The sequence below is a fragment of the Kitasatospora albolonga genome (genome assembly GCF_039535905.1).
GTDB lineage: Bacteria > Actinomycetota > Actinomycetes > Streptomycetales > Streptomycetaceae > Kitasatospora > Kitasatospora albolonga.
The window spans coordinates 1-20,215 of the sequence record NZ_BAAAYB010000012.1 but is presented as its reverse complement, the minus strand read 5'-3'; the positions used below and the strand labels follow the sequence as shown (position 1 = coordinate 20,215).

Annotated in this window: 15 protein-coding genes and 2 pseudogenes; 11 read left to right on the top strand and 6 right to left on the bottom strand. The window is 70.9% G+C overall.

The window, feature by feature from the left end; all coding sequences use genetic code 11:
* Positions 1-161: 161 nt before the first annotated feature.
* A complete protein-coding gene (locus ABD946_RS03740; RefSeq protein WP_345280016.1) occupies positions 162-1,007 on the bottom strand; it encodes a nucleotidyltransferase domain-containing protein in 846 nt (281 codons plus the stop codon).
* A gap of 226 nt (positions 1,008-1,233) precedes the next feature.
* Positions 1,234-1,932, bottom strand: a complete 699-nt coding sequence (locus ABD946_RS03735; RefSeq protein ID WP_345280014.1) for a hypothetical protein — start codon at positions 1,930-1,932, stop codon at positions 1,234-1,236.
* Positions 1,933-2,311: 379 nt separating this feature from the next.
* Here ABD946_RS03735 and ABD946_RS03730 point away from each other — a divergent pair, with 379 nt between their 5' ends.
* From ABD946_RS03730 to ABD946_RS03720, 3 genes are all read left to right on the top strand, one after another.
* On the top strand, positions 2,312-3,070 hold the full coding sequence (locus tag ABD946_RS03730) for a TnsA-like heteromeric transposase endonuclease subunit (RefSeq protein ID WP_345280012.1): 759 nt from the start codon (positions 2,312-2,314) through the stop codon (positions 3,068-3,070).
* The gene (locus tag ABD946_RS03725) at positions 3,067-5,493 is read left to right on the top strand and encodes an integrase (protein ID WP_345280010.1); all 2,427 of its coding nucleotides are present in this window, start codon (positions 3,067-3,069) and stop codon (positions 5,491-5,493) included. The genes ABD946_RS03730 and ABD946_RS03725 overlap by 4 nt, the downstream gene beginning before the upstream one ends.
* Before the next feature lie 90 nt (positions 5,494-5,583).
* Positions 5,584-6,639, top strand: a complete 1,056-nt coding sequence (locus tag ABD946_RS03720) for an ATP-binding protein (protein WP_345280008.1) — start codon at positions 5,584-5,586, stop codon at positions 6,637-6,639.
* 96 nt (positions 6,640-6,735) lie between these two features.
* On the opposite strand, the gene ABD946_RS03715 is transcribed toward ABD946_RS03720, so the two are convergent.
* Together ABD946_RS03715 and ABD946_RS42425 are read right to left on the bottom strand one after the other, a co-directional pair.
* On the bottom strand, positions 6,736-8,502 hold the full coding sequence (locus ABD946_RS03715; RefSeq protein WP_345280006.1) for a helicase associated domain-containing protein: 1,767 nt from the start codon (positions 8,500-8,502) through the stop codon (positions 6,736-6,738).
* 86 nt (positions 8,503-8,588) lie between these two features.
* Positions 8,589-9,125, bottom strand: a pseudogene (locus tag ABD946_RS42425) (DEAD/DEAH box helicase family protein); the annotation flags it as partial.
* A 607-nt stretch (positions 9,126-9,732) separates the two neighbouring features.
* Here ABD946_RS42425 and ABD946_RS03710 point away from each other — a divergent pair.
* Positions 9,733-10,485, top strand: coding sequence for a hypothetical protein (locus ABD946_RS03710; RefSeq protein ID WP_345280004.1), 753 nt, complete (start codon positions 9,733-9,735; stop codon positions 10,483-10,485).
* 102 nt (positions 10,486-10,587) lie between these two features.
* Here ABD946_RS03710 and ABD946_RS03705 read toward each other — a convergent pair whose 3' ends face one another.
* Complete coding sequence (locus tag ABD946_RS03705; RefSeq protein ID WP_345280002.1) at positions 10,588-11,100, bottom strand: hypothetical protein; 513 nt, start codon at positions 11,098-11,100, stop codon at positions 10,588-10,590.
* Between the two features lie 378 nt (positions 11,101-11,478).
* Between ABD946_RS03705 and ABD946_RS03700 the strand changes: the two are divergent.
* The 4 genes and pseudogenes from ABD946_RS03700 to ABD946_RS03685 all read left to right on the top strand — a co-directional run bounded on the left by ABD946_RS03700 (position 11,479) and on the right by ABD946_RS03685 (position 16,280).
* Positions 11,479-13,190: pseudogene (locus ABD946_RS03700) on the top strand (DUF6119 family protein).
* 342 nt (positions 13,191-13,532) lie between these two features.
* A complete protein-coding gene (locus ABD946_RS03695; protein WP_345279997.1) occupies positions 13,533-13,823 on the top strand; it encodes a helicase associated domain-containing protein in 291 nt (96 codons plus the stop codon).
* 159 nt (positions 13,824-13,982) lie between these two features.
* Entirely contained in the window at positions 13,983-15,296 is a 1,314-nt protein-coding gene (locus ABD946_RS03690; protein ID WP_345279995.1) for a DNA-binding protein, read from the top strand.
* 123 nt (positions 15,297-15,419) lie between these two features.
* Positions 15,420-16,280, top strand: a complete 861-nt coding sequence (locus ABD946_RS03685; RefSeq protein ID WP_345279993.1) for a TnsA-like heteromeric transposase endonuclease subunit — start codon at positions 15,420-15,422, stop codon at positions 16,278-16,280.
* A gap of 142 nt (positions 16,281-16,422) precedes the next feature.
* On the opposite strand, the gene ABD946_RS03680 is transcribed toward ABD946_RS03685, so the two are convergent.
* Positions 16,423-16,695, bottom strand: a complete 273-nt coding sequence (locus tag ABD946_RS03680; protein ID WP_345279992.1) for a hypothetical protein — start codon at positions 16,693-16,695, stop codon at positions 16,423-16,425.
* Positions 16,696-17,072: 377 nt separating this feature from the next.
* Between ABD946_RS03680 and ABD946_RS03675 the strand changes: the two genes are divergently transcribed.
* From ABD946_RS03675 to ABD946_RS42420, 3 genes are all read left to right on the top strand, one after another.
* Positions 17,073-17,822 (top strand): hypothetical protein, encoded by a 750-nt coding sequence (locus tag ABD946_RS03675; RefSeq protein WP_345279990.1) that lies wholly within the window; start codon positions 17,073-17,075, stop codon positions 17,820-17,822.
* Positions 17,800-18,606, top strand: a complete 807-nt coding sequence (locus ABD946_RS03670; RefSeq protein ID WP_345279988.1) for a Mu transposase C-terminal domain-containing protein — start codon at positions 17,800-17,802, stop codon at positions 18,604-18,606. The genes ABD946_RS03675 and ABD946_RS03670 overlap by 23 nt, the downstream gene beginning before the upstream one ends.
* A 36-nt stretch (positions 18,607-18,642) precedes the next feature.
* On the top strand, positions 18,643-20,215 hold a 1,573-nt coding region (locus tag ABD946_RS42420; RefSeq protein WP_425558510.1), incomplete at its 3' end, for a TniB family NTP-binding protein.

Here is a 20,215-nt window from a genome sequence, read left to right as displayed (position 1 = left end):
TGTGGTGTCCGCAGCTTTGAGTACGCCCTTCTGTGGGTGTGTGATGTGCCAACATTCTTTCCTCGTACGGCAGTCGACGCATCAGACGGTGCGAACGCTCTGGTACTGGCACCGGGGCCGCAGCTTTCGCTGACCTCGTCGCTTGGTCCGGCCAAACTTTGCTATGCCCGGGCGATGGGGGTGATGTGCAGGGCGTACAGGGGTTGGCGGGCTGTGGCCGGCAGGACTTCGAACCATGCCTGGCCGTCGTCCAGGTAGCGTTCCGCGCTCGTCCAGTAGCGCCAGCCCAGGTCGACGAAGCAGTCGACGGCCTCGTCCACCGTGCCGTGCACCAGGTGCTGGCCATGGACCTCGACGCGTTCCAGTGCCTGACCGGTGCTCTCCAAGCGGGCGAGCGCAGCGGCTGCCGCGCGGCGAAGCGGGCTGTTCAGGGCCCAGCGGTCTTGAACGTGCGCGGCTGCCCTGGCCGAGGCCGGCCAGGCGTCGGGGAGAGGGAACGCGGCCACGGTCACAGTGCCCTCGGTGCACAGGCGGTGCAGGTCGATGCGGACCGGTCGTGGGAGCAGGTCGGCGATCGCCTCGTACGAGGGCAGGACGTGGTCACGGGGCGCGCGACCGGCGGCCGGGTCGGGTGTGATCGCGGCCAGCCGCTGCCGGGCCAGGGCGACCGGCTCACAGCACCGCCACAGCAGGGAGAGCTCGATCCCCTCGCTCTCGAGAGCCTTGCGCTCCTGGAACTGGAAGCTGACACCGCGACGGCGGCCCCGCAGCGCCTGACGCATCGTCACATAGCTGTCGCGGCCATCACAGAAGGCCTCGAGCGACTCCCGCGTCCAGCGTGCGTCGGTGGCGTGCTCGACGACCACATCCACGTCCCCCACCTCAAGAGCACCACGAGCGTAGGACCCGAACAGGTGGATCTCCTCGACCAGGTTCAATGGCCAAGCCCCCTGCTCCAACCGGTCGAGCATCTCGACCAGCACCGCGGTCGCCCGCTCGCGCTTCATGCGCACTGCTCCTCAACTCTTCATGATCGCAGGGATGATGGCATACCGATGGTGGCCGCCGGTCCATATCGGGGCGACGGGACCCGGCCGGTGAGCAGACACCGTGTGCGGTGATCGCTGCGGAGTGGGGCGGGAAGCGTCCGCCCGTGCCGCAGCGATCATCCGTAGTTGCGGCTCTCCCGCCCGCCCAGGCTCGGCCCGGGCGGTTTGGCTGACCCTGCTCCACTCATGCTTGGTATGAAAGGACCGCTCGGGCGGCCGTCCGGAACAGGGCACTCTGCCGGTCGACCGGGCCAGGGCCGAGCTCTCGCACGTCCCGCCGCTCGAAGAACCAGTCCATCCTCTCCGCGGCCTCCCTGCCCTGTCGGCGCCGGTCGCGCTCCAGCGCCTCGGCGAACTCGGCCGGGGCTTCCCTGGTGTCGTGGATGAACACGACCACCACGTGCTCGCTCTCGTGGCCCACGGTCTGCACCCGCCAGCCCAGTTGGCGGGCCGCACGGCGCAGGGCGGCCCGGATCAGGGGGAGGCCGCCCAACGCCTCGGTCTCGGCCGGGGACAGGTTGGCCTGCAGGGATCCACCATAGCCGCCGGCCCCTTCCGGACTGGTGGACTCCAGAACAGGCAGCAGGGCGTCCGACAACGCCACGCACCGCGGGTCCTTCGACATCGGCGGCTTCCTGGCCGAGGGTGCAACGACCGGTTCCACGGCCCGCTGGGCAGCCGGTGCTGACTCGACGACAGCGGGCGCGTCCAGGTGACGTTCCAGGACGACCAGGGCCTGACTCATGCCGTCCTGGTCGAGCCTGGCGGGCAAGAGGCCCGCATCGCCACAGGCGACGACGTGCGCCAGGGCCTTCTGATAGGACAGGGGCCGGGCCTTGGCGAGAGCCTTGGCCAGACGGGTGCGGTGGGTCTTGGCGGTCATGCGCGTTCCGATCCAGGCCTGCTACGAGCGGAGCACATCCCACCGCGCGATGTCTCCGGCAGACCACTGGATGTGATGGAAGGTCAGGACCAGTGCCGGGTGCATCCATTGTGGTCCGGGCGGCGGCCCGGTTCACCCAAGGCGGTGGCCATACAGGGCGGCACGCACCCACAAGTGCGAGGGTGATGATTGTGCCACAACCCTGGTGCCGGTGTTCGGAGTTCCCGGCATCGGCACTGCCAGGGAATGCTCGCAGTGCTGGCTTGAACTTGTCGTGTTTCTGGGGTGAGGGCAACGGCCGTGGCGGTGCGCGTGCTACGAGATCTCTCTCGGGCCGTTCACGGGCGGCCGGATGTGATCTGACATCCAAGGGGGCTTTGTGGCGCGCGAGTTGCGGGTTCTTCATCAGGACCGGAGCGGGGTGCGGCGGACGCTGGCGGCCGAGCGGCTCGCCGGGGTGCCGTTGGCGGAACGTGGTGAGGTGTGGAGGCCGTCGCGGCATCCGGCGCAGTGCAGCATCGTGACCTGGTGGTGGTCGGCGACGACCGGTCGGCATGTGGGCTGCCGGTCGCTGGATGTGCTCTCGACGGCGATGCTGCTGGACTTCAATCCGGGGGTCACCGATCTCAGTGCCTGGTCGGCGCGGCTTCTGTGGCGTGAGCGGGGCCGGGAGCGGAGTCTGGTGCCGGACTTCTTCGTGCGGACCGTGGGCGGGGAGACGGTGGTGGTGGCCTGCCCGCCCGCGGCCGGGCCGGGTGCGCGGTTCGAGCGGCAGCTGGAGGTTCTTCGGCAGGCGTGCCAGGAAGCGGGGTGGCGGCTCGCGACACCGGAGCTGCCCTCGAAGGTGGCGCTGGCGAACCTGCGGTGGGTGTCGCGCAGACGGCATCCGCGGTTCGGTGACAGGCGCGTGGAGGCCGCGTTGGCGGAGGTGTTCTCGGCGCCGCAGCCGCTGCTGGAGGGCGTGGAGGGGTGCGGTGTGCCGAGGATGCTGGCGCTGCCGAGGCTCTATCACATGCTGTGGCACCGGCGGCTCGGTGTGGACTGGGGCCTGCCGTTGGGAGCCGGAACGGTGGTGGGGCCGCTCGGCGACAGCGAGCCGACCGCGGTTCGCCGACCGCTCGCGGTGGAGCAGCGTTGAGCGCGCTGGAGGCCGGGCCCAGGGCGGCGGTGCTGGTGGCGCGTAGCGCTCCGCGCGGGGTGCTGGTGCGCGGTGACCGGGTGCGCTGGCGCGGGAGCCGGTACAGCGTCGCCGGCCTGGACGGGGTGGTGGTGCACCTGGCGTGCGAGGACGAGACCCGGGCGCCGGTGACGGTGCTGCTGGCGGTACTGGCCTCGGCTGCGGACTTCGCGGTCCTCGATGGCGCCGGCCATCCGCTGGCGCAGGAGGAGCTTCCCGACTTCGCGCTGTTGGAAGGCGTTGCGGTGAAAGCCGCCGAGAGGGCTCGGATGTGGGAGCGGGCGGTCATCGAGGTCGACACCGGGCTGCTGCCAGGCGCGCCGCCTGGCTCGAGGCCCCGGCCGGAGTACGACCCGCAGTCCACGACGCTGATCGAGCGGTACCAGGCCAAGGCGGCCGAGCTGAACGCCGTGCTGGGGATGTCGGTGTCCTGGCAGACGGTGCAGGCCAAGCGGCTGAAGTACCGCAGGCGGCGCACCGTGGTGGCGCTGGTGGACGGGCGCAGCACCAAGGCCAGGCGTGAGAGCGGGTTGACCGATCCGTTGGTGGTGGACCAGTTGATGAGGCTGGTGGAGCGTCAGCAGCGGCGGCTGGATCCGCCCAGCGACGCGCGCAAGCTGTTCAAGCAGCTTCGGCGGAAAGTGCGTGCCATTCACGGGCCGGGGGTGCGGGTTCCGGCGGAGCCGACGCTGTACAAGCTGCTCAAGCGCCTGGGTGTGGAGGCTCGGGATCTTGGGGCGGTGCGCAGGCGGCGAAGTGGCGGGCTCGGGGCGGTGCCGCCGTTCTCGGTGACGTCGGCGACGATGCCCGGTGAGCTGGTGCAGATCGATTCGACGGACCTGGACGTGTGGGTTCTCGGCGATGACGGGATGCCCGCGCGGGTGGAGCTCACCGCGGCGGTGTGCGTGGCCACCCGCAGCATCATCGCCGCGGTCGTGCGGCCCAAGCAGGCCCGGCGCAGCAAGGGGAGAAAGGAGGAAGACGGCCGGGGCGGGCTGGTGTCGGGTCAGCGGCCCAAGGGGCGGGCGACGAAGGCGGTGGATGCCTGTGAGTTGCTGGCACAGTGCCTGGTCCCGGTGCCGATGCGTCCTGGGTGGGATCCGGCTGTCCACGCCAGCGTCTCCGATCTGCCGTTCGAGGAGCTGGTGGCCGTTGACGAGCGGTTCGCGCAGGCGGCGGCCCGGCCGGTGATCATGCCGGATCTGATCGTGATCGACCATGGCACGGTGTTCGCCGGGCAGACGTTCTTCGACGCCTGCGCGTACCTGGGGATCTCGGTGCGGCCGGCCCGGCGCCGCACTCCTCAGGACAAGGCTGTCGTGGAGCGGACGTTCGGGGCGGTCAAGTCGCTGTTCAGCCAGCACGTGAACACCTACACGGGCAATGACCCGGTGCGGGTGCGGCGGACCGTGGATGGTGAGCGGCTGTGGACCCTGGCGGAGCTCGACGGCATGCTCCAGCAGTGGATCGCGCTGGAGTGGCAGAACAAGCCGCATCCGGAGATCGCCGACCCGTACGACGCGTACCTGCCGGAGCTGACGCCGAACCAGATGTACGCCGCGTGCGTCGCTGCGGACGGCTACCTGCCGATCCCGCTGAATAAGGATGACTACCTGAGGCTGCTGCCGACCGCGTGGGTGGGGGTGGGTGAGCAGGGCATCCAGTTCAAGAACCGCACCTACGACCATCCCGAGCGCGATCCCGAGAAGGGGCTGAACCCCTACCGCCGCAAGCACTCCGGGCTGGGCGGAAAGCGGGGTGGACGGTGGGAGCTGCGGTACTCCCCCAACGATCCCTCGCAGGTGTGGCTGCGCGACCACCGCTCTGAGAGGCGGACGGAGTGGGTGGAGGCGACCTGGGTGCACCAGCACAAGGTCAACGCGCCGTGGACGCAGTTCCTGTGGGACGTCGCCGCCTCCCAGCACGTGGAGCGGGGCGGCCGGGTCAAGGACGAGGAGGAGATCGCCCAGGCGCTGGCCGATCTGCTGGAGCGGGCCGCTCAGGGTCCCGAGCGGGCAGGCCGGGTCGCCGTCCCCGATGGCTACACCCTCCCGCCGCCCGCAGCACCCGCGCCGGTCTTCGACCCGTACGCCGGGCGTACCGTGCCGCGCTGGTCCGGCCTCACCGCCTCGTCCCCGTCCAGGATTGGTGATCCGCTGGCGCTGACCGACACCGGCCTCGCTCCGGCCGGCGGGGTGCCCGGCACAGCCGGGGACATCGACTGGGAACATGCGGCCGTCGTGCCCGACCTCTCCCTGCGGCTGTGGGAGCGCCCGGTGGTCGGTCACGCAGATGCGGCGCAGTCCGGCCAGGCGCTCTCGGGCCGCTACCGGAAGGTCATCGCCGAACTCAACCAGGCAGCCGGCGAGGGGCTGGTCACCTGATCGCGTCGGCTGGAGAGGTCCGCTGACGGCACGTCACCTCTCGCGCCGCGTGGATCCGCGGGGCCGGCAGGAAGAAGGAGATAGGCACGTATGGACGAGCAAGAGCGCCTGACGCGCGCTGAGAACCGCCTGCTGCTCGAAGTCCCCTCGGCGGGGCCGCTGTTCCTGAAGCCGCCCGCTCCGCTGTGGGTAGAGGACTGCCACACCTGGCGGGCGAGTGCCGCGGTCCGCACACTGCCTCCTGACCTGGCGGACTGCGCACCTGAGGGAACGGACGTCGCCGACCACGACACCCGCTTGCTCTACCACGGGATGATGCTGACGGTGCTCAGCCCGGCGATCGCCAGAGCGCTGCTGGTGGTGGCCGAGCAGATCCGGGCGAACCGCCAGCGCACCCGCGGCCGTGTCGGGGTCATCCTCGACGGCCCCCGCGGCACGGGCAAGAGCACCATCCTGCACGCGATCGGTGTGCACTGGGAGCGCGGGCTGCGCGAGTTGTACGGGGCCGATGAGAACCGGCATCCGGTGGTGTCGCTGAGCGTGCCCCCGCCGGTGCGCGGCAGCGTGCGCAACTGGGCGGGTGCGTTCGCCCGTTACTTCGGCCAGGAGCGCGAGGGTGGTGACCCGACCGAGTCGGTGATCCGGACGATGCGCAACGCGCGGACCCTGCTGGTGCTGGTCGACGGCATCGAACGCCTGCGCACGCCCGTCGAGGCGGAGCAGGCGTTCCAGTTCCTGGACCAGATCCAGGAGGACACCGGCGCGACGTTCGTCTACTGCGGCCGTAACGCGCGCTCCATCGTGGATCCGTTCACCCGTGACAACGACACTCACCTGGAGGAGGGCGAGGAGCTGTGGGGTGACCACCGGGTGCTGCGGACCAGCCGGATCGGCTTCAGCGACGAGGAGCTGGCGAAGTTCGCCCGTATCGTCGACCTGTTCGACGCGGACCTGCGGCTGTACCGGCACGAGCGCGGCGACCTGCTGGCCCTGGCGCCGTACCTGCACACGCGCAGCCGCGGCTACATGCGGGCCCTGTCGCACCTCATCTGCCAGGGCGCGCAGCGGGCGATTTTGACGAAGCGTGAGCGCATCACCGAGGAGTTGCTGGAGGAGGTCTCGCTGGGCCGCGTCGAGCAGCTGTGACAGGTGGCCCGCCTCGCGGCCGGGCCGTCGTCTTCGAAAGGCGCGCGCGGTGCGGGGCGGGTGGTCGGCTGTGTGGCGGTGGCCGGCCGCTTGAGCTCAGCGGCCGCCTCCCTTGCCGCGGGCGCGATGGGTGCGACGGATCCTGGCCGCGAGTGTTTCGAGGGCCTGCAGTGCGTGGCTGTGCTCGTCGTCGAGGGTTTGAGTCCTGGTACGGGTGTCGCGCAGGCGGGGCCCGAGGGGGAAGGCCCGGTCGGTGCCGGTCGCGCCCCAGCGCGGCTCGTGGTGGTGGTCGGGGACGTCGAGGTGGCCTTCGCGGAGCAGGAACACCGCCGCGCATTCCAGGAGGCGGTAGAACGCGCGGCGCCCGTCGTCTTGGGCGCTGTTGGCGTACACGCTGTCGGGCAGCGGCGGCACGCCCAGCGCGAGGAGAAGGTCCTGCTGGCCTTCTCGCAGGTCGAAGAACTTCTCCTGTTGCCTGACCAGCCAGTCCCGGTACTCGGCCGCCCTCGACGACGGACGTCCGGTCAAAGCCGCGCGGTGGTGGAGGAACTGCTCCACGCCGCAGTCGGTGACCGCTGCTTTGGCCTTGTTGTACCTGCGCTGCCAGTCCTGGGTCCACGGTGGGTTCCAGTGCGGGTCGATGCCGGCGAGTGCCCGTTGGTGGGCAGCGGGCAGTTTGCCGGCCTTCGCCCTTCTGCGCTGGGTGGCAAGCCACCTGCCCAGGGGGTAGCCGCCGAGGTCCTCGTCGACCGGGACGGTGAGGTCCCCCATCTGGGCGGCCCGGTGGCGGGCGTGCTGGAGCATGGTCTCGAAGGTGGTGACGGGTGTGGTCCAGCGCATGCCCAACTCGTCGAGTGCGGCTTTGCGGGCGGCCGGCAGACGGTCCATCAGGTAACGCAGGCGGATATTGGCGAGGCACTCCCCCAGGGCGAAGCCGCCGAGGGCCGTGTAGTCGAGAGGCACGTCCAGGTGCCCGAAACTGTTTCGGTAGGACTCCATCTCCGCGATGGCCTTCTTCCAGTCGCCGATCGCGGGCAGGGTGGTCTTCAGACCGAGTGCGCGGGCGAGTTGCGCGGCCCGCTCGGGCCGGGCGTAGAGGTTCTGTTCCTTCTCCAGGCGCGGGCTCGGGTGTGAGCCGGCGGGCAGGGCGATGCGGTCCATGAACGAGCGGTCGTGCGCACGCAGCGCCTGCAGCAGCGTGAGCATGCCTCCGAAGGCCGGGTCCTCCAGCAGGTCGGATGCCTTGGTGTCCTTGCCCAGGTAGACGGGGATGATCAGGGTGGTCTTCTTGCCGGCACCCGGTGGCTGGCGCAGGCCGCGGCCGATGGCCTGCAGCGCGTCGATGGTGCTGTAGCGGGGGTCGGCGAAGACTACCGCGTCGACGTCGGGCATGTCGACGCCCTCGTTGAGGACCCGCACGTTCGACAGGACCGCGCACTGCCGACTCGGGCAGCCGAAGTCGTCCAGCAGCAGGCGGCGTTCATCACTGGGCTGCTCGCCGTGGATGGCCCGTGCCCACAGGTCGTCGATGCGCAGCGGCGCGCTCAGTTGCCTGGCGGTCTCGGGCAGGGTGCGGGAGAACTCCTGCGCGTGGGCGACGCGGTTGTGGAAGACCAGGACGCGGCGCAGGCCGTGTTCGGCGATCGCGCGCAGCACGCTGACCTGGATGGCGGCGTTGCGCAGTCCGTTGTGGTGGGCGCTGGTGCCGGGCAGGCGGGCGGCGAGGAGGGGGTGGAGGTCTTCCTCGTGGACGACTGGCATGACGACCTGGTAGTCGGCCAGGATGCCGCGCTCGATGGCTTCGGGCATGCCGAGTTCGTAGATGGTCGGGCCGAAGATCCCGCGGTGGTCCATGGTCGCCATCGGCGGGCTTTCCATGAACGGTGAGGCCTGCGGTGTGGCGGTGCTGGGGCGTGTAGTCGTCGGGGTTCCAGATCCTGGGGGGTGGCGGTCATGTAGATGCGGGTCTTGGCGGGGACCTGCGCGTCGTCGTGGACGAGGCCCCAGCCGTCGCCGAACGCGGCGCAGGTGCGGTGGGCCTCGTCGGCGATCACCAGGTCCCAGGGCGGGAGGCCGTGCTGCCGGTGGGCTTCGGTGACGCGCTCGAGGGAGTCGTAGGTGGCGAACACCGTGACGGGTCCGCCGGCCAGGACCGCCCGGGCGATCCCCGCGGGGCTTTCCGGCCCTTGCAGCATCCGCGCCTCGTGGTGTTGGAGGCCGCTGTCGGCCTGGCTGAGGGAGCACACGCCCAACACCTCGCCCTGCAGGCCTGCTTCGCGCCAGCGGCGGGCGGTCTGCGTCAGCAGGGCCAGGGTCGGCATCAGGACCAGGGTCGCCCCCTGCGGGGCCAGGCGGTGCGCGGCCCGCTGCGCGATCAGGGTCTTGCCCGCGCCGCACGCGGCCACCACCGTCATGCGTCGCTCGCCGGCGAGCACGGCAGCGGCGATCGCCGCGAGGGCTTGCACCTGGTGCTCGCGCAGCCTCATTCAAGATCCTTGTCCGGTATGAGCGTTGACGGCCGCGGGGACTGTAGTGGCAGTCGGGCGGCGGCGTGGCCGGGGTGCGGGGTTTTCGGCCAAAGTCCTTGGCGCAGGGGTGTCTTGGGGTGGAGGGGCGGGTGTGCGGCGGCCGGGTGGCGTAGAAGGGGGCGTGCAGCGGGGCCGCAAAAGGCGGCCGTCGTACGGGAGAGGCGGTGGATGTCGCGATGGCGACCTCGAGCCAGACGGGCGGGAGCAGGAGGGGCAGGGCGTTGCGGCCGGCCCGGCGGCTGGCGCTGTCGGTTCGGTTCATCGGCGGGGAGTCGAACGGGTCGTTCGCCCGGCGGCTGGCGGACGCCAACGGCATCCCGGACGAGGAGTTCTGGCTGATGCTCGGCACGTGCGCCCGCAAGAACGGGGTGCCCTCCGATCCCCGCTACAGCGACGGCTACCTCAACGCCCCGGCCTTGGAGCGCCTGGCGGTGATGGCCGGGCGCAGCATCGCCGAACTGCAGCACGCCCTGCCGAACCTGCGCCCGCGACGGCTGCTGGCGGCCGGGGACGGCCCGGCGTGGGACTGGCCCTGGGACGCCTCCGGTTCCTACCTGGTGCGGGTGTGGCGAGCTGTGCGCCCGCGTCAAAGGCACCACCCTGGATCGCCTACCTCGCCTCGGAGGCGACCTGGCAGGTCTGTGCCCGGCACGGACGCTGGCTCGACAACCGCCGCGAACCCGGCACCGGCGCCATCGCCCTGGCCGCCCTCCCGGAGGTCATCGAGGCGCACCGGCAACGGCTGCTGATGGAGCGCCGGCTGGGAGCCGGCGGGCGCGCCGCGTTCGCCGACGCCTACGCCCTGCTCTCGTGCTGGTGGAACCTGCCGAGCCTGCGCTCACCCGCATGGCACACCCGCCGCCTCGCCCTGGGCCCGGCCGGCCACGACCACCTGCGCGTCGCGCCCCTGCTGTTCTACCCCGAAGCCGTCCGCCTCGCCCAGGCCCTCGCCGCCCGCGAACGCCGACGCCTTCGCCACACCCTCGCCGACGAACACGACGGCGCCTGGCTGGCCCGCACCGCCGACCTCATCGACACCTGGGACATCCCCGCCGACCCCGCCCTGCACACCCTGGCGATCTGGGCCTCCCACCACCCCCGCACATCCCCGCCCCGCAAACGCGCACCGGCCACTCCCCCGCCCCCACGACCCGCACCAGGCCGCCACCGCCCGCTACCCGCACCAGGCACACCCACCGGCCACGACCTCGACACCACCCTCGGCGAACGCTCCTGCCTGCCCTGGCAGCTCGGCGAACTCCACACCACCAGCCTCACCCCCGCCACCAACGGCTGGACCCTCACCAGCCGCGCCTGACCACCCGTCAACCGCTGGCCCGGCCGCTGGCCGTGTGGGTACTGCTGATGGTGGTGGTGCGGCTTCACAGGCAGGTCGGGGCCGGCGGTACCCGCCAGGGCGTCAAGGGTTCCTCCGCTTGGCGGCGTCCACGGCCGCCCTCTTCAACTGGTCGATCAGCCCAGGAGGCAGGGAGGCGAAGCCGACAAGGGTGTCGAGGGCGGTGTTGGCGGCCGCGCGCCGCTCCTCGCCCGTCATCTGCTCGCACTCCTGGTACATGCCGCGGGTGGTCGCGCCCTGCCCGGCGCGGGCGAGGCGGCGAAAGGCCAGGCTGGCGAAGCCGGGAGCGTCAGGGTCGGTCTGGTTGCGCGGCAGGCTTCCCTGCCGCTCAATGATCGCCTCGCATGCCAGTTCCACGAGACGGGCGCAGGTCACCGGATCCTCGACCAGCAGCGTCAGCGTCACGTCCTGGCAGGAGGTGCAGCGCGCGAGCGCGGCACCGGTGACGGTCTCCAGCAGAGCGGCATCCGTGTTCCAGCCGTCAGGATGCGGACCGTCGTTCACGACGATGCCAGGATGGCGGTGCGGATCCCGCCCGCTGCGACGGCGTGGCTTTCCAGGCTTCTGACGACCCACGAGTTCCTCCTGGACGGCATACCGGACGGGGGCCTACTCGCCCGCGAGCGTAACGACGCAGCCACCCCACACGCGCAGATCCAGCCGAACACCCCCGAAACAGCACCGTGTCCTGCTACACCTCACCCCAACCCCAGGCACCGCCAGCAGACAGGCACCCGACGCGACCAGGAACGCCACTGGCGACAACGAGCCAACCCACCCAGCATGACCCGGTGATCCGTCAGCGGCGTGGCGGGCCTCGGTGCCGGTGACCTCACCGCCTGGCGAGGTTGTCAGTACGCAGCCAGAATTAGGTTCAGGCCTCTTTTGAAAAGATGGTTGAACCAAGAAGCACCAGACCCTAGCCTAGGCCTCCCCGTCACCTCTGGAGGCTGCATGAAGCAAGCCAAATCCAAGCTGAGATTCAACTGCTTCCTCCTCCGCGAGGGACTCGAATCCTATGACCTTGCATTTCGGGTGCAGTACCGTCCTGGCAGCACACAGGGAATGGTCCGGCTCGCCCCAGGAAGTGGCGTACCGGAAGGCTGTGTCGCCTACCTTAGGGAGAACTCGGAAAAGATTCCGGCCTGGGCCAGACTTCTGACGCCCACGTTCTCCGAACTCTCTTCCATCAAGAACATCTCCCACCGCCTCGTCATCTTCCTGCCCGTTCAGGGCGGACCTTCGCCATCTGCTTCGGATACGGCAGTTCTACTCTGGAGTGGTCTCATATCGAGGCGAACTTCGGGCTCCGCTTCGCCGCCCGGAAGTTCGACAGCAACTCCATGAGCGGCATCGGAAGCCGCAGGATCGACGCCTCCGCCCGCTCCCAATGGGTCCAGATACCCTCGAATTCCTCTCTCAAGGATTTCGAGATCGAGCTGGACGGGGAGTTCACCCGGAAACTGGTCGGAAATCTCGAGGAAGGAATCGAGATACCCGAACTGGGCGCCATCGTCGCAACCGATTCCGTATCTTTCAAGCTCGACACCGACCTTCACGCGGTCCATGGCGTCCTCACACAGATGCTCCAGGCCACACTGGCAGGCGAGGCATCAGCCGATCTCGCTTTCATCGACTCCCTGGAACCTCTACGGGCCACAAGCGAGATCGTGCAGCGCCTCGAGCAGCGCTTGGCCCTTGAGTTCTTCGGAACGTCCGACGAACCTGCCACCGGCGCGTCGGCGGTGCCGCCGGACCCGATGAACGTTCACGTCCTCGCATTCGCCCCGTCGGACGACCTGTCGATCGAGAACCTCCATGACTTCGTCGCCCAGAAGGGAGGTGAGTTCCAGGAGTTCGACGAGATGTCGCTTACCTCCCTGCGATCGGCCATCTCCGCGCTGCCGGGCCGGAACACGGTCGGCAGCCTCAAGAACGTGAAGATCCAGGCCAGGGACGCCAACGGTGATCCCGCCAGCCAGGCCAAACCCCTGAAGCACTGGCTCATCTTCGAAGCGGGAGACGGACAGCAGCGGTACCTGCTCACCCTCGGCAAGTGGTACGCCCTCGCTGCGGACTACTACGAGAAGCTGGACCAGGACCTCGCCCAGATCGAGGACGTCACCGCGCTGCTGGAGCTCCGCACCTGGGACGACTGGGGACACAGGAAGAACTGGGAGAAGCACTACAACGAGAAGGCCGCCGAAGACCGCGACGACCTCGTCTGCCTGGACCGGCACCGGCTCTTCCCGCAGGACGGCAACGGCGATCAGATCGAGGCGTGCGACCTCCTCCACGAGAACGGCTACCTGATCCACGTCAAGCACTACACCGGCAGCCAGACCCTCAGCCACCTGTTCTCCCAAGGATTCGTCTCCGCCCAGACGCTCGTCGCGGACTCCTCCTACAGGAACGACTTCATCGAGGCAGTGAAGTCCCTGTCGAACAACCCTGCCCTCGAGGAAGCCGCCGGCGCCAAGCCGCCCCGCTTCGTCACCTACGCCATCGCCTTCACCGGGACCCATCAACTCCCGCAAGACCTACCGACGTTCAGCAAGGTCAACCTGCGCAGCTTCGCTCGGCGCGTGAGGATGGTCGGCTCCGTACCGACGCTCGCCCGTATACCGATGACCTTCAAGCCGAAGAGCGAGCAGAAAGACCCGTAGCCACAGCCGGCCCGCAGCGACTCCGCCCCCTTGTGAACCACACAGACGGCAGCAACGGGCCCAGCACAACGACCAAACAACAAGCCCCAGCCAGGGGGTTATCCCTAGAGTCACAACAGTCTTCCGCATAGTCACAGCACCCCAGCTCAAGACCGGAGCGGGCTCACGCCAGCAGCAAGATCACTGAGGAAACAGCAGGTCATCGCACACCCTCTAACCCTCCATCAAGTCAGACCATCCACACCTCACGGCCCATCCAGATGCCGTAACTAGACGGAAGACTGACAGGCGGAGCAGCAGGAGCTGCTGGCCGCGATCGGCATCGAGGCCGACCCCGAGTTGGTGGCGGCGAAGGCCGCGGCCGACGCCCGGCCGAAAGTCTCCCGCACCGACCGGTTCCAGCTCGGCATCGCCGCCCTGGCCGCGTTCGTCGCCGAACACGGGCATCCTCGGGTACCCCGCCCGCACCGCCAGGTGGTGGAGGCCGGCGCGGACGGCGAGGACAAGGGCGTCATCGAGGTGGCCCTGGGTGCGTTTCTCAACAACAGCAAGGCCCGCCGCGCCAAGCTGACGGCCGATCAGCTCGCGCAGCTCGCCGAGCACGGGGTGGAGTGGGCGGCGGCGGGGGCGTAGGACGACACGGATGGGCGATGGTCGGCTGCTTCTGTCTTGGCGTCAGCTGTTGTTCGGAAGGCTGGGGTTGTGGGTTCTGGGATCTTCTGTGTGGCTCCGCTGGCTGGCGAGACGGTCTGGTCACTGATGGGACGGGTCGCGGATCGGTACGGCGTACCAGTGGCTGAGCTGCGGGCGTTGTGGGAGTGGAAGAACCAACCGCCGCGCTCCCCCGGCGTCGGTGGGATCCGCCCTGACGCCGAGGTGCTCCTGACTCCCGCCGGCCAGGACCTGCTGGCCGCGGTGTGCCGCGCTGAGCGGCGCAGCCTGGAGCGGGCGCTGCCCGCGTGGTCGGCCGGGCCCGAGGTCTTCGCTGGAGTGTCGTCGGGCGGGCGGCCTGAGGCTCGGTGGCAGTTGGGTGGGGCGGTGCATGGTCTGGTCGTGCACGCGTGTCGGCTGTGCACGGCTGGGCGCAGTGGTCGGGATGTGGGTGCCGCGCGGTACCGCCAGAGGTGGCAGCGGGTCTGTGCGCGGCACGGGCGGTGGCTGTTGGGCGCGGGAGATGGCCATCGCCTGGAGCACCTCGGCATCGCCGGCTGCCCAGAGATCACGGTGGCGCAGCGGCGGTGGCCGGGGGTGGCTGGGCGGGCGGTGGCGGTGGGGGTGGAGCCAGCGGCGGTGTTCTCGGTGGCGTGGGCGGTGGTGTGCCAGTGGTGGGAGCTGGCGCTGGGGTGGGAGCGGGAGCGGGTGTGGCCGGGGCGTCTGCACGCGCTGGCCGGTGGGGATGCGGGGGCGGGTGAGGGGTTTTGGTGGTGGCGGGTGGTGGCGCGTGAGGCGGCTGTCTTTCCCGAGGTCGTCGCTGTGGCCGGGGCCTTGGTCGATCCTGGGGTCGCGGAGATGGTGTGGCGGGACAGCGGGGGTGAGCGCGTGCGTGCGTTCCCGGCTGACAGTGAGTTCGCCCGAGAGTTGGGGCGCAGGGTCGGTCGGCCGTGGCTGGGTGAGGTGGACGCGGTTGCCGGCAGTGGTGCTCTGGTGCGGTGGCGGGGTGCGGTGGTGCGTCGGCGCAGCGGTGTTGGGCAGGTCGGTGAGTGGGGGATGGATCCGTGGTGGCTTCCGCGTGAGGAACAGCCGGTCTCGGTGGCCGCGCAGTTGAGGACGTTGGCGCAGCGCGCGGACGGCAGCATCAGCTGGCGGGCGAGCGTGCCCCGGGAGGAGCGTGCGTGGATTGGCGAGAAGGTCCGTGAGGCCGCCGATGTGTTGAGCTGGCTGGACGTGCACGGCACGGCGGCTGTGGCCGCTGGCGCGCGGGAGTTGATCGTCGGGCTGCTGCAGAGCGTTGCGGTGCTCGATGAGGCTGTCGTGGCGGTCGCGAGCGCGGCGCACCAGGCGGGTGTTCCGCTGGAGAGCCTGGGTGCGTGGGCGGGTGTGCCCGTGGAGGAGCTTTCTCGGGATGTCGTGCGGCACCGGGCGGACTTGGAGCAGCGGTTCGGCTGAGGGCCCGGTGGTAGCACGGTGGTGGGGCTTGGTGGGGTGGTTTCGGCGGGTCGTCGCCCGTGCGGGTGGGGCGGTGGCTGTCTCGCTCTATCTGCGGTGTTCTCACGTACTTGACTGGCCGTCATGGCGGACATGAGCGTGCCCGGGCCGGTAGTCGCGGCGGAGGGCTTCGAGGCGGTCTTCGCCGTTGACGGCAACCTTGCGCAGGAGCGGTGGGAGCGGGCGGCGGCGCGGGTGCGGTTCGAGGAGCTGCGGCCGGTGTCGGCGTTCCCGGTCATTCCGGGCAAGCGGTGGGGGCCGGGCTGGTGGTGGTCGGCCACGACAGGTGGTCATGTGGCGCACGGATCGGCGGCCATGGTCGTGCAGTTGATGCTGCTGGACCGTGACCCCCAGGTGGTAGGGATCTCCGGGCGTCCGCTGCGGGTGCTGTGGCGCGAGGGGGACGGTCGGGTGCGCTCCTGGGTGCCGCAGGTGTTCGCCCGGTACGCGGACGGGACGGCGATGCTCGCGGACTGCCCGGGTGTTCCTGGAGTCGGCGGTGTGGCGGCGCAGCGGGCGGCCGTGGCTGTGGGGCTGGCGTGTGCGCGGGTGGGGTGGGTGTACCGGCGGCTTCGGGCGCCGGATCCGGTGGTGGTGGGCAATGTGCGGTGGCTGGCCGGGTACCGGCATCCGCGCTTTCGCGGTGCAGCCGAGGTGGAGGAGGCGGTGTTGGAGGCGTTCTCGTGTCCGCGGGCGCTGGTGGAGGGGGTGCGGGCGGTGGGGAATCCGCTGGTGGTGTTGCCAGTGGTCTATCACGCGTTGTGGGCGCACCGGTTGCGGGCGTCGTTGGAGCGGCCTTTGCACGGTGGCACGCTCCTTCGCCCGGGCCCGGCCTGGGCCGTTCGCGGGCCGGGGCCAGCTGCTGGTGGCGGTGTTGGCAGCAGCCGGGCCGGCGGCGGTGGCGGTGGCGGTGGCGTGAACGCGGGTGCGGAGGTGGGGTGGTAAGCCGGGCGGCGGGGAGTCGGCCGGTGCTGGCGGTGGGCGCGCATGTGGTCTTCGAGGGCCGGAGCTGGCAGGTCGTCGGTGTGCTGGGGCAGCAGGTGCGGCTGGTTGACGAACAGGGGGGCGCGGCGACGCTGCTGGCGAACTACCTGTTCGCCGCCGACGACTTCGCCCTGGTCGGCGAGACGCCGGCGGCGGTGCCGCAGTGGGGGCTGTTCGCGACGGTGCCGCTGCGCGAGCAGGAGCGGGCCCTGGCCTGGCAGCGCCACATCCGGGAGGTGGAGAGCGGGCGGCTCGAGGTGGCGGGCGAGCTCGGGCGGGAGCCGCGGCCGGAGTACGACCCGGCCACCCGGACCCTGGCCCAGCGTGAGCTGGCCAAGGCGCAGGAGCTGACCGCGGTCGGGTTCGGGAGGATCACGCGCACCAAGGTGCAGCGCATGCGCCTGGAGTACCGCAAGAAGGGACTGTGGGGGCTGGTGGACCACCGCTCCACTCGAACTCACAGTCCGACGGGGCGCGCGGACGACCAGGTCGTGGCGGCGGTCCTGGAGGCGATGCGGCGCCAGCGCGGCCGCTCCAAGGGAACCGTCAAGGGACTGCGGCAGCTGACCGCGCAGGTGTTGGAGGAACGGCACGGGCCCGGCGGTGTGCGGGTGCCGTCGATAGCGACGTTCTACCGGCTGGTGAACGCGCTGGCCGACCCGGGCGAGCGCCCCGGGCAGCCCCGCGCGCACCGCCCGCGGGCCCGCACGCCCCTTCCGTCCGACCCAGGTCCTGCGCCCCGGCGAGCAGGTCATGCTCGACACCACCCGGCTGGACGTCTTCGCGGTCTTCGACAACGGCAGCGTCGGTCGGCCCGAACTAACGATCGCCCTGGATGTCGCCTCCCGTTCGATCCTGGCCGCCGTCCTGCGCCCGCACAGCACCAAGGGCGTGGACGCCGCGCTGCTGCTGGCCGAGATGGCCGCCCCCGCACCCGGTGCGGCCGGCCTGGCCGCGGGCGCTGGAGATGTCGCGGGCACCGGTGCCCTACGACCTCATGGTCGACGCCGACGACCGGCTGCGGGACGTGGCGGCGCGGCCGGTGGCGGTGCCGAGACGGTGGTCATCGACCGCGGCCGGGTGTTCGTCTCCGAGGCGTTCTTGGCCGCCGCCCAGACGCTGGGCATCAGCGTGCAGCCCGCGCCCCCGCGCCAGCCCGCCGCCAAGGGCCCCGTCGAGCGCACCTTCGGCTCGGTGAACACCCTGTTCTGCCAGCACGTCGCCGGCCACACCGGCGCCAGCCCGGCCCGGCGCGGAGCCAACGCCGAGAGCGAGGCAAGGTGGAGCGTGGCGCAGCTGCAGGACCTGCTGGACGAGTGGATCGCCGTCGAGTGGCAGAACCGGCCGCACGAGGGGCTGCGGCATCCGTCGATGCCGGCCGTCGCACTGTCCCCGAACGAGATGTGGGGCGCGCTGCTAGGCACCTGCGGTCACGTCCCGGTGCCGCTCGGCAAGGCCGACTACGTGGAGCTGCTGCCGGGTGGTGTGGAAGCCGATCACTGAGCGCGGGATCCGAATCGACCACCGCACCTACGACGACCACTGGCTGAACCCGTTGCGGGGCGAGTCCTCCGGTGTGAGTGCGCAGCGGGGGCGGTGGGAGGTCCACCACAATCCGCACGACCTGCGGCAGGTGTGGGTGCGCCGTCCCGATGGGCGGTTCAAGGCGGTGCCGTGGATCCACGGTGAGTACGTCCACCGCCCGCTCGGCGATGACCTGTGGCAGCACCTGAAGGAGACGGTTCAGCGCCGGGGCGGCAGGGAGCAGCACGAGGCCGACCTGGCGCAGGCCCTTGCCGATCTGCTGCTCAGGGTCCGCACCGGTGAAGCCACCGCCCGTGAGCAGCAGCTGGCTTCCCGGCAGGCGCCTCTGGCGATCCCCCATGACCTTGGTACGGGCACTACGGCCGAGGTGCCGGCTGCGCGCCGGGGTGTGGAGGCCCGGGCGGGTGCGGAAGGAGCCCGCGGCGGCCGAGGGCGGCCCCGCCGGAGCGAACAGGACCCCGCCGCTGGTGAGTCTGGTGTGGGCGGTGAGGACTGGCAGGTAGCGGCGGTGCCTGCCGGCGGGCGGCCCGGGTCTGCGGGACCGCGGACCGTGTCGCTGCCGGGCGCACCCGGCGCTGGCGGCAGCGCTGGCTCGGTGTTGGCCGACTGGCCGGGTGAGGAGAGCTTGGAGGACCTCGGCGAGGACGAGGACGACGAGGCCTTGGGCGACGCCGCGTGGCCGGATGAGGAGGAGGGCGGGTTCGCCCTGTACGACGCCCGTAAGGAGGCCGAGCTGTGGTGAACGACAACCCCGCCGAGCGGGCTGGGCAGGACCGGGATGCTTCCCCCGACGACGTGGGAGTCGTTTCGCCGCTTCGCCGACGAGCCGCCCTTGGTGCCGCCCGCGCCCGGTGATCCGCCGCGCAGCGTGGAGGAGCGGCTGGCCTACCACTCCCGGTTCGTGACGGTGCGCACCCCCGCCGTCGTCAGGACGTTGGTGGAGGTGCGGACCCTGATGGCGCTGGGGCGCTACCAGCAGGCGACCGCGAGGCCCTCGCTGATCGTCACCGGGCCGCCGACCACGGGCAAGACCACCACGCTGCTGGAGGTCGGGCGGACCTGTCATCTGGCCGAGCAGGCGCAGGCCGGCCGTGGCGCGAGCCAGGTGCCCGTCGCCTACCTGCTGGTGCCGCCCGGCGCCAGCGCCAAAGCCCTCGCGCTGGAGTTCGCCCGCTACCTCGGCATCCCCGTCTCCGCCCGCATGACCCAGGCCCAGATCGCCGCGTCGGTGTGCCACACGTACAACACCGCGGGGGTGCGGCTGGTGATGATCGACGAGATCCACCGTCTCAACCCGCGCACCAGCACGGGGGCGGAGGCGGCCGACTTCCTCAAGGACCTCACGGAGCGGATCTCGGCGACGTTCGTGTACGCGGGGATCGATGTGACCACCACCGCGCTGTTCAGCGGTACCGCGGGTGCCCAGCTCGCTGGGCGGGCGGGGCTGATCGACTGCGACCCCTTGCCGGTGGTGGCCCGCACCAGCATGGCCGGGGCCGGCGGTATGGGGCCCGGTGCGGGTAGGGCAGGTGCCGCGGAACGGGACCGGAACGGCAGCAACCGCGGCCGACTCGGTGACGGCCGGGGAAGGCCGGGTGACGATGGCGACGGCCGAGAAGCCGAGGGCGGTTCGGCCGGCAGCGGGCAGGGGCCAGGCGCAAGCAGCTCGGGAGGCACCGTCGGCAGGAACAGCGCCGACGGCGACGCAAGGAGCGGGAGCAGCGCCGGCGAGAGCGGGGGCGCGGGGAAGGCTGGCGGCACGGTGCTGATCCGGCCCTTCCGCGAGACGGTCGCCGCGATGGAGATGGCCCTGGACCTGCAACACCACCGCCCCGGCACCCTCGTACGGCTGGCTCCCTACCTGCACGAGCGCACCGCGGGGGCGTATCGGCAGCCTCTCCCGCCTGCTGCGGCGGGCCGCGATCACCGCCATCCTCGACGGACGCGAGAGGATCACCCGTGCCGGCCTGGACGCCATCGCCCTGGACCACCTCGCCGAAGAGCACTACCGGCCCCGCCAACCCGCCCGCCGAAGCCCCCGCGCCAACACGTCCGCGCGGCATACCCGGTGACGCCCCGTCGGATGAGACGCCCGGTCAGGCCGCACTACGGACCCGGCGCTCTGGTCCTGGAGGCTCTCGCAGCGGCCGAGGCACGCTCACGCGGCACCGCGAGTACCCCTCCCCCGCTGGCCCGGGAACAGCCCCGCACACTGCGGCCGCTCAGCCCTACCAACCCGCCGACGGCCGGAGCCCTGCGGGTGCGGCCGGATCCCCCACGAGAGCACCGCCTCCTACCTGGAGCGCCTCGCCGACGCCTACCGCACCACCACAGCCCACCTCCTCGACAGC

Bases quoted from the DNA above. Each gene is read 5' to 3' on its own strand.
- ABD946_RS03740 (WP_345280016.1), bottom strand. From the start codon at position 1,007: ATGAAGCGCGAGCGGGCGACCGCGGTGCTGGTCGAGATGCTCGACCGG.
- ABD946_RS03735 (WP_345280014.1), bottom strand. From the start codon at position 1,932: ATGACCGCCAAGACCCACCGCACCCGTCTGGCCAAGGCTCTCGCCAAG.
- ABD946_RS03720 (WP_345280008.1), top strand. From the start codon at position 5,584: ATGGACGAGCAAGAGCGCCTGACGCGCGCTGAGAACCGCCTGCTGCTC.
- ABD946_RS03715 (WP_345280006.1), bottom strand. From the start codon at position 8,502: ATGGCGACCATGGACCACCGCGGGATCTTCGGCCCGACCATCTACGAA.
- ABD946_RS03685 (WP_345279993.1), top strand. From the start codon at position 15,420: ATGGCGGACATGAGCGTGCCCGGGCCGGTAGTCGCGGCGGAGGGCTTC.
- ABD946_RS03675 (WP_345279990.1), top strand. From the start codon at position 17,073: ATGCTCGACACCACCCGGCTGGACGTCTTCGCGGTCTTCGACAACGGC.